The organism is Xinfangfangia pollutisoli (assembly GCF_020179405.1).
In the GTDB taxonomy this organism is placed as follows: domain Bacteria; phylum Pseudomonadota; class Alphaproteobacteria; order Rhodobacterales; family Rhodobacteraceae; genus Pseudogemmobacter; species Pseudogemmobacter pollutisoli.
The window spans coordinates 1-7,751 of sequence record NZ_JAICBZ010000124.1 but is presented as its reverse complement, the minus strand read 5'-3'; the positions used below and the strand labels follow the sequence as shown (position 1 = coordinate 7,751).

The following is a 7,751-nucleotide window of genomic DNA, read 5'->3' as shown; positions in this document are numbered from 1 at the left end:
CCCCGGCCGACAGCGGCGCCGCGGCCAGACCCAGCCGCCCGGCCTGCACCGCCGCCAGCTTGTCGGCCACCGCATTGGGCGCCGCGGGCCGCAAGCTGCTGACCCGCAAGGCATTCGAGGAAAACAGGAACGCCACCACGTCATGGCCGGTCTGCGCCCGGACCGAAGCATAGGTCTTGTAATCCAGCCCCAACTCGGCCGCGCGCCTCACCCGCAGGCGCACCACTTCAATGGGCAGCGTGGGCAGCAGCGCCGCCCGCGCCGCCGTCCAGCAATGCCGCTTCCAGCCCGTGGGCCGTTCCAGCGGCGGCCCGCCATTATGGCCGATCTCGGTCATGCCGCCCCGCCCTGACCGGCCCAGTCCTGCAGCCGCGCCACATAGCGCGCCATCGTATCGACCTCCAGATTGACCCGGTCGCCCAGCGCCACCTGCCCCCAGGTCGTCACCGCGCGGGTATGCGGGATCAGGTTGATGCCGAACTCCACCCCCGCGACCTCGTTCACCGTCAGCGAGGTGCCGTTCAGCGCGACCGAGCCCTTGGGCGCGATGAACCGCGCCAGATCGGCGGGGGCGCGGAAGCGCAGGCGCAGGCTGTCGCCTTCGGGCTGCAGCCCCACCACCTCGGCCACGCCATCGACATGGCCCGAGACGATATGGCCGCCCAATTCATCGCCCACCTTCAGCGCGCGTTCCAGATTGACCCGTTTGCCCAGATGCCAGCCGTTCCGGCCGATATTGGTCTTGTCGATCGTCTCGGCCGAGATCTCGAAATCCAGCCAGTTGCGCGGGCCGCTGCCCTTGGCCACCACCGTCAGGCAGACCCCGTCGCAGGCGACCGAGGCTCCGATCTCGACCCCGGCCACATCATAGGCCGTGGCGATCCGCGCCCGCAGATCGCCCTTCTGCTCCAGCGCGATGACCTCGCCCATATCGGTGACGATCCCGGTGAACATCGGCGGCTCTCCTGCAAATTTCCCGGCAAAAGCCAAGCGCAAACCCGGGCCGAACGCAAGGGCGCCCAAAATTTGCCGCGCTCGGCCCACAGGGTCGCAGACACCGCAGGGTCGGCGGGCGGCAAACTTCCCCTTCCCGCCGCGCCGGAAACCGCCGTATGAAAGGACAAGGGACGGGACATGCGGATTTCGGGTCAGAACAAGGTCTTCCTCTTTCTTCAGGGTCCGCATGGGCCCTGGTTCGCCCGGCTGTCGCGCATGCTGCGCCGCGCCGGCGCCAAGACGCTGCGCGTGGGGTTCAACCGCGGCGACCGCGCCTTCTGGCCCGACCGCGCCAGCTTCATCGCCTTCCGCGACGCGCCCGAAGCCTGGCCCGAAACCTTCGCCCGGCTGATCGCCGAGCATGGCGTCACCGATCTGGTCCTGTATGGCGACACACGGCCGATCCATGCCCAGGCGGTGCAGATCGCCCGCGACCAGGGCCTGACCGTGCATGTCTTCGAGGAAGGCTATCTCAGGCCCTACTGGATCAGCTATGAACGCGGCGGCGCCAATGGCCATTCCCGGCTGATGGACCTGTCGCTGGACGACATGCGCAGCGCCCTGGCCCGCGCCGACATGGACCTGCCCGATGCCCCCGCCCGCTGGGGCGAGATGCGCCAGCACATCTTCTGGGGCGCGCTGTACCACTGGTTCGTGATGACCGGCTTCTGGGACTACCGCAATTTCCGCCCGCACCGGCAATTGACCGTAGTGCAGGAATTCCAGCTGTATCTGCGCCGGCTGCTGATGCTGCCCTTCCACGCGCTGGAACGCCGCATCGCGACCCTGCGCATCCGGCTGAGCGGCTTTCCCTATCACCTGGTCATCCTGCAACTGGCCCATGACGCCAGCTTTCGCGACCATTCGCCCTTCACCCGGATGGAGGAGTTCCTGGATCTGGTGACGCGGGGCTTTGCCAAGGGGGCGCCGCCGCATCACCATCTGGTCTTCAAGGCCCATCCGCTGGAAGACGGGCGGGTGGCGGTGAAACAGGAAATCCGCAGGCTTGCCCGCGAATTGGGCATCGCGGACCGGGTGCATTTCGTCCGCGGCGGTAAGCTGGCCGGGCTTCTGAACCAGGCGCGCAGCGCGGTGACGGTGAATTCCACCGCCGGCCAGCAGGTGCTGTGGCGCGGATTGCCGCTGAAAGCCTTTGGCCGCGCGGTCTATTCCAAGCCGGAATTCGTCTCGTCCCAGCCGATCGAACGCTTTTTCGCCCAGCCCCGCCGGCCCGATACCCGCGCCTATCGCGACTTCCGCCATTACCTGCTTGAGACCAGCCAGGTTGCCGGCGGCTACTACTCCTCGCGGGGGCGACGCGAATTGATGCGACAGGTTGTGGACATGATGCTGGATCCGATGGATCCTTACGACGCGCTGACATCGGGCAACGCGGCGCCACGGCAACAGTTGCGAATCGTGACCTGACTTCACCGAAAACCCGCGCTTTCATTTTCGCTTCGGATTCCCTATGGTTGCGGGCAAAACTTGAGGCAAATCCGAAAAGGAGCCCGAGCAGTGCAGTACCCCATTACCCGGAGGGCCGCGGTCCTCGGCGCGCTTGCGTCTACCGTTCTGGCCTCAGGCTGCGGCCTGCCGCGCTCCGGTCCGAACAAGAAGGAAATCTTCGCAGGCTCGGTGCTGAAAGGCGGCGACGCCTTCGTGGTCACCGTGAATGCCCGCGTGACAAGGGCGACCTCGGTCCTGCCATCCTTCGGGTTTTCCAAGGCGTTCCAGACGGCCGGCGTGGTCGGATCCGACACGCTGTCGCCCGGCGACACGCTGGTGATCACCGTCTTCGAAAACGTCAAGGATGACCCGCTTCTGGGCAATACCGGCCAGCGCGTCTCGCAGCTGACCGAAGTGCAGGTCGACGGGCAGGGCTATATCTTCATCCCCTATGCCGGCCGGATCAAGGCCGCGGGCCAGACGCCCGACGGCATCCGCAGCGCGATCACCCGCAAGCTGGATGCCCAGACGCCTGACCCCCAGGTCACCGTCTCGCGGCTGGCGGGCGATGGATCGACCGTCACCATCTCGGGCTCGGTCACGTCGCCCGGTGTCTATCCGATCGAACGCCCGACCCGGACGCTGGCCGCGATGCTGGCCAAGGCCGGCGGCGTGTCGATCGAACCGGGCGCGGCACTGGTGCGGCTGACGCGGTCGGGTCAGACCGGCAAGGTCTGGCTGAAGGACCTGTGGGAACATCCCAGCCTCGACATCGCGCTGCGCCCCGGCGACCAGATCGTGATCGAGGAAGACCAGCGCAAATTCACCGCGCTGGGGGCCACGGGCAGCCAGGCGATGGTGCCCTTCAAGACCGAGACCCTGTCGGCGATCGAGGCGATTGCCACGGTGGGCGGGCTGCAGACGATGAATGCCGACCCGACCGGCGTCTTCGTCTTCCGCAACGAGCCCGCCGAAATCGCCAATGCCGTGCTGGGGCGCAAGGATCTGCAGGGCGCGCAACGGATGATCTATGTGCTGGACCTGACCCAGCCGAACGGCATGTTCGAGGCGCGCGATTTCCTGATCCGCGACGGCGACACGGTCTATGTCACCGAAGCGCCCTATGTGCAGTGGAACAAGACGCTTTCGGCGCTGACCGGGGCGACCGGGGCCACCTCGAACCTGGCCTCGACCGCCGACAGTCTGGGCGGCGGCTGAGCCCGCCTTGGCGGTCGAGCGCGATCCCCTTCCCGAAGCCGCCGCGGCGATCCCGCGGCGGCTTTGCCATCAGAACCTGTCTTTCCTGCGCGACCGGCGGCTGAAGCGCATTCTGGCGCTGGCCGGGCACGATCTGCGCCTTGGCCTGCCGCGCCAGGGCGAGGGCGTGGCGGTCTGGGGCGCCAGCCCGACCGCCTGGCGCGGCGAAAGGGCGGCGGCCCGCGCCGGCGCGCCGCTCTTGCGGATCGAGGATGCCTTCCTGCGCTCGATCCGGCCGGGGCGGATGGGCGACGCGGCGCTGGGGCTGATCCTTGATCCCGCGGGTGTGCATTTCGACCCGGCCCGCCCCTCGCGGATCGAGCAGATCTTGACCTCTGATCCGTTGGACAATTCGAACCTTCTGGCCCGAGCCCGCACTGGGATTGAGCGGATTCGTTTCCATCATCTGTCAAAATACCAGTTGCACGACCCTGCGCTGCCCCCGCCGCCGCCCGGCTATGTTCTGGTCATCGACCAGACCCGTGGCGATGCGGCGCTGCGCGCCTCGGGCGCCACGCAGGCGACGTTCGACGAGATGCTGGTCGCCGCGCGCGAGGCGCATCCGCAGGCAAGGATCCTGATCAAGACCCATCCCGAAACCGCGCAGGGTCTGCGCCCGGGCCATTACGGGCCGCAGCATGAAAGCCCGGGCGTCGCGCTGCTGACCGCGCCGCACAGCCCCTGGCATGTGCTAGAGGGCGCCATCGCCGTCTATACCGTTTCGTCGCAGATGGGGTTCGAGGCGATCCTGGCCGGACACAAGCCGCAGGTCTGGGGCCAGCCCTTCTATGCCGGCTGGGGCCTGACCGTCGACCGCACGCCCCCGCCGCGCCGCGGCCGGCGCCTGACCCGCGCGCAGCTGTTTGCCGCCGCGATGATCCTGGCGCCGACCTGGTACGACCCCTGCCGCGACCGGCTGTGCAGCTTCGAGGCGGCACTGGACCAGCTGGAGGCCGAGACCCGCGCCTTCCGCGCCGACCGGCAGGGCCATGTCGCCGCCGGCATGCGGCTGTGGAAGCGCGCCCGGCTGCAGGGCTTTTTCGGCGCGGTCAAACCTTTGATCTTCCAGGACGACCCCATGCGTGCCGCCGCGCTGGCCCAGGCCCGCGGCCGCGGCCTGCTGATCTGGGCCGGCAAAGAGCCGCCGGGCTTTCCCGCCCCTGCCCTGCGGGTCGAGGACGGATTCCTGCGCTCACGCGGGTTGGGTGCGGAACTGGTGCCGCCGCTGTCGCTGGTGACCGACGATGCCGGGATCTATTACGATCCGACCCGCCCCTCGCAGCTCGAGCAATTGCTGCTGGCGCCCCTTCCCCCCGGCGGGCGTGACCGGGCCGAGCGGCTGCTGGAAGGGCTGCGTGCGGCCAATCTGACCAAGTACAATCTGGGCGGCGCCCTGCCCGACCTGCCGGCCGATCTGCCGCCCGACCGTCGCCGCATCCTGGTGCCCGGCCAGGTCGAGGACGATGCCTCGATCCGGCTGGGCTGCGCCGGGGTGGCCACCAATCTGGGCCTGCTGCAGGCCGCCCGCGCGGCCAATCCCGAGGCCGCGATCCTGTACAAGCCGCATCCCGATGTCGAGGCAGGTCTGCGCCCTGGCGCCCTGGCCCGCGATCAGGTTCTGCGCCATGCGGATGCGTATCTTGACAATGCCAATATGGCGGCTGTTCTGAATGAGGTGGATGAGGTCTGGACCCTGACCTCGCTGACCGGCTTCGAGGCGCTGCTGCGCGGCAAACCCGTGACCACGCTGGGCGCGCCCTTCTATGCCGGCTGGGGCCTGACCCGCGATCTGGGCCAGGTGCCGCACCGCCGGCTGCGGCGCGCCGATGGCAGCCTGCAGCCGCGGCCCGACCTGCTGCATCTGCTGCATGCCGCGCTGATCGCCTATCCGCGCTACTGGGATCCGGTCAGCCGCCGGCCCTGCCCGCCCGAAGTGGCGCTGGACCGGCTGGCCAGCGGCGACATTCCGCATCCCGGCCGGCTCAACCGCTTGATTTCAAAGCTCCAGGGCCGCTTCGCCAGCCATGCGCGGCTGTGGCGCTAGCCGCCAGAAGCGCAACAGCAGGCTCAACCCCGCCGCGGCCAGCCCGACCACCAGGCCGAACCACAGCCCCACGCCGCCATAGCCCAGCGGGAAGGCCAGCACATAGCTGCAGGGAATCCCGATCACCCAATAGCTGACCGCCGCCAGCACCATGGGCACCCGCGTGTCTTGCAGGCCGCGCAACAGGCTCAGCGCCATGACCTGCATCGCATCGGCCAGCTGGAACAGCGCCGCCAGCGCCAGAAGCGTGACACCGAAGGTCAGGATCTGGGCGCTTTCCGGCTTTCCACTGTCAAGAAACAGGCCGATGATCTGCTGGGGCAGCAGCAGGAAGGCCGCGATCACCGTGACCGCAACCAGGCCCGACAGGCCCAGCGCCACCAGCGCCGCATCGCGCAGGGCGCGCGCCTGGCCGGTCTCGGCGAAGCCCGCGATGCGGATCGTCGCGGCGCTGGACAGGCCGACATGGGCCATGAAGGCGACCGAGGCGGCCTCAAGCGCGATGCCATGCGCGGCCAGCTGCACCGTGCCGACCCAGCCCATCATCAGCGCCGAGGCCTGGAACAGCCCGCCTTCCGCAATGCCGGTCAGCCCGATCGGCCAGCCCAGGCGGAAGACCTGGCGCAGCGCCTGCGGGTCGACCCGCCAGAAGCGTTGGAACAGGTGATATTTCCGCAGCGCCGGCTGATAGGTGGCGTAAAAGCCCAGCGCGACGAAGGACACGATCTGCACCAGCAAGGTCGCAATGGCCGCGCCGCGCGCGCCCAGTTCCGGCATGCCCCAATTGCCGAAAATCAGCGCCCAGTTGACGGCCACATTCACCACAAGCGCCGCAAGGGTCACCCAAAGCACCACGCCGGTCCGCCCCAGCGCCGAAAGCCAGCTTTGCAGCACCGCGACCCAAAGCGCCATGATCATCCCCAGCCCGGCCACGCGCATATAGTCTTGCGCCAGCGCCGCCACTTCGGGCTTCTGCCCCAGCATCAGCAGGATCGGCCCGGCGAACCAGAACACCGGATAGATCAGCACGCCGAAGCCGGCCGACAGCCACAGGCCCATGCGCGCATCGCGGCGCACCTGCGCCTCGTCCCCGGCGGCGCGGGCGGTGGCGACCAGCGGCAGGATCGCCTTGGCAAAGCCCGCGCCCAGGATGAACAGGATGAAGAAGGACGAAGACCCCAGCACCACCGCGGCCAAGGGCACCACCCCATACCAGCCCACCATCACCGTATCGGCGACATGCAGCGCCATCTGCGCCAGGCTGGACCCCACCAGGGGCAGGCCCAGCGCCAGCGTCGCGCGGGCGTGAGAAGCAAGGGATTGCGGCTGATCCATGCCCATCGCCTAATCTGGCGGCAGAAAAAGAACAAGCGGGCAGATACGCCGCAGCGCGGCGCGGTCTAGACCAGCCGAGCCAGCAGCAGCAGCGCCGCCGCCAGCAGGATCGCCCCGGCCAGCAGCTCGACCAGCGGCAGCGCCCGGGCCAGGCCGACGCCCGGCAGGGTGGCCAGCGCCCCCTCGCGCGACCAGACCGCCAGCGCCGCCACCCCGATCGTGACCGTGGCAGTGCCCAGTCCCATGGCGAAGGCACCGGCGATGCCGGAGCCGAAAATGCCCAGCTGCCAGGTCAGAACCAGCAGGAACAGGGCGCCGGTGCAGGGGCGCAGGGCGATGCCCGCGACCAGCAGGGCGGCATCGCGGAAGCTGTGGATCCGGGCGGCCTCGTCCAGGCTGGGGCCATGAGCATGGCCGCAGCCACAGCCCGGCGGGTGATCGTGCCCAGCCTCGTGCCCAGCCTCGTCATCTGGCGCGTGATCGGGCGCATGATCGGGCGCCCTGCCGCGCCGCAGCCCCTGCCAGCCGCGCAGCATCAGCCACAGGCCCAGCCCGGCCACCATCGCATTGCCGGCAACCGTGACCCAGCCCTGCCCCGCCGCGGTCACCGCATCGCGCCCAAGCCCCAGGATCCCGGTCACCGCCGCGACCAGTGCCACCGCCACCGCGG

6 protein-coding genes and 1 pseudogene are annotated in these 7,751 nt (G+C 69.1%); 3 read left to right on the top strand and 4 right to left on the bottom strand.

Going from position 1 to position 7,751, the window contains the following annotated elements; genetic code table 11:
- Together K1Y73_RS20635 and K1Y73_RS20630 are read right to left on the bottom strand one after the other, a co-directional pair.
- A pseudogene (locus K1Y73_RS20635) lies at positions 1–337 on the bottom strand (hypothetical protein); the annotation flags it as partial.
- Positions 334–954, bottom strand: a complete 621-nt coding sequence (locus tag K1Y73_RS20630; RefSeq protein ID WP_225030228.1) for a riboflavin synthase — start codon at positions 952–954, stop codon at positions 334–336. The gene K1Y73_RS20630 and the pseudogene K1Y73_RS20635, both read right to left, overlap by 4 nt.
- 180 nt (positions 955–1,134) lie before the next feature.
- Here K1Y73_RS20630 and K1Y73_RS20625 point away from each other — a divergent pair, with 180 nt between their 5' ends.
- From K1Y73_RS20625 to K1Y73_RS20615, 3 genes are all read left to right on the top strand, one after another.
- Positions 1,135–2,424 carry a capsule biosynthesis protein gene (locus tag K1Y73_RS20625; RefSeq protein WP_225030227.1) on the top strand — a complete coding sequence of 430 codons (1,290 nt, stop codon included), beginning with the start codon at positions 1,135–1,137 and terminating at the stop codon, positions 2,422–2,424.
- A 90-nt stretch (positions 2,425–2,514) separates the two neighbouring features.
- The gene (locus K1Y73_RS20620) at positions 2,515–3,663 is read left to right on the top strand and encodes a polysaccharide biosynthesis/export family protein (RefSeq protein WP_225030226.1); all 1,149 of its coding nucleotides are present in this window, start codon (positions 2,515–2,517) and stop codon (positions 3,661–3,663) included.
- Between the two features lie 7 nt (positions 3,664–3,670).
- Complete coding sequence (locus tag K1Y73_RS20615; protein ID WP_225030225.1) at positions 3,671–5,746, top strand: capsular polysaccharide biosynthesis protein; 2,076 nt, start codon at positions 3,671–3,673, stop codon at positions 5,744–5,746.
- On the opposite strand, the gene K1Y73_RS20610 is transcribed toward K1Y73_RS20615, so the two are convergent.
- Together K1Y73_RS20610 and K1Y73_RS20605 are read right to left on the bottom strand one after the other, a co-directional pair.
- Complete coding sequence (locus K1Y73_RS20610) at positions 5,699–7,081, bottom strand: MATE family efflux transporter (protein ID WP_225030229.1); 1,383 nt, start codon at positions 7,079–7,081, stop codon at positions 5,699–5,701. The genes K1Y73_RS20615 and K1Y73_RS20610 overlap by 48 nt on opposite strands.
- Before the next feature lie 65 nt (positions 7,082–7,146).
- The coding region (locus tag K1Y73_RS20605) for a nickel/cobalt transporter (protein WP_404819116.1) at positions 7,147–7,751 on the bottom strand (605 nt) is incomplete at its 5' end.

Bases quoted from the DNA above. Each gene is read 5' to 3' on its own strand.
- K1Y73_RS20630 (WP_225030228.1), bottom strand. From the start codon at position 954: ATGTTCACCGGGATCGTCACCGATATGGGCGAGGTCATCGCGCTGGAG.
- K1Y73_RS20625 (WP_225030227.1), top strand. From the start codon at position 1,135: ATGCGGATTTCGGGTCAGAACAAGGTCTTCCTCTTTCTTCAGGGTCCG.
- K1Y73_RS20610 (WP_225030229.1), bottom strand. From the start codon at position 7,081: ATGGATCAGCCGCAATCCCTTGCTTCTCACGCCCGCGCGACGCTGGCG.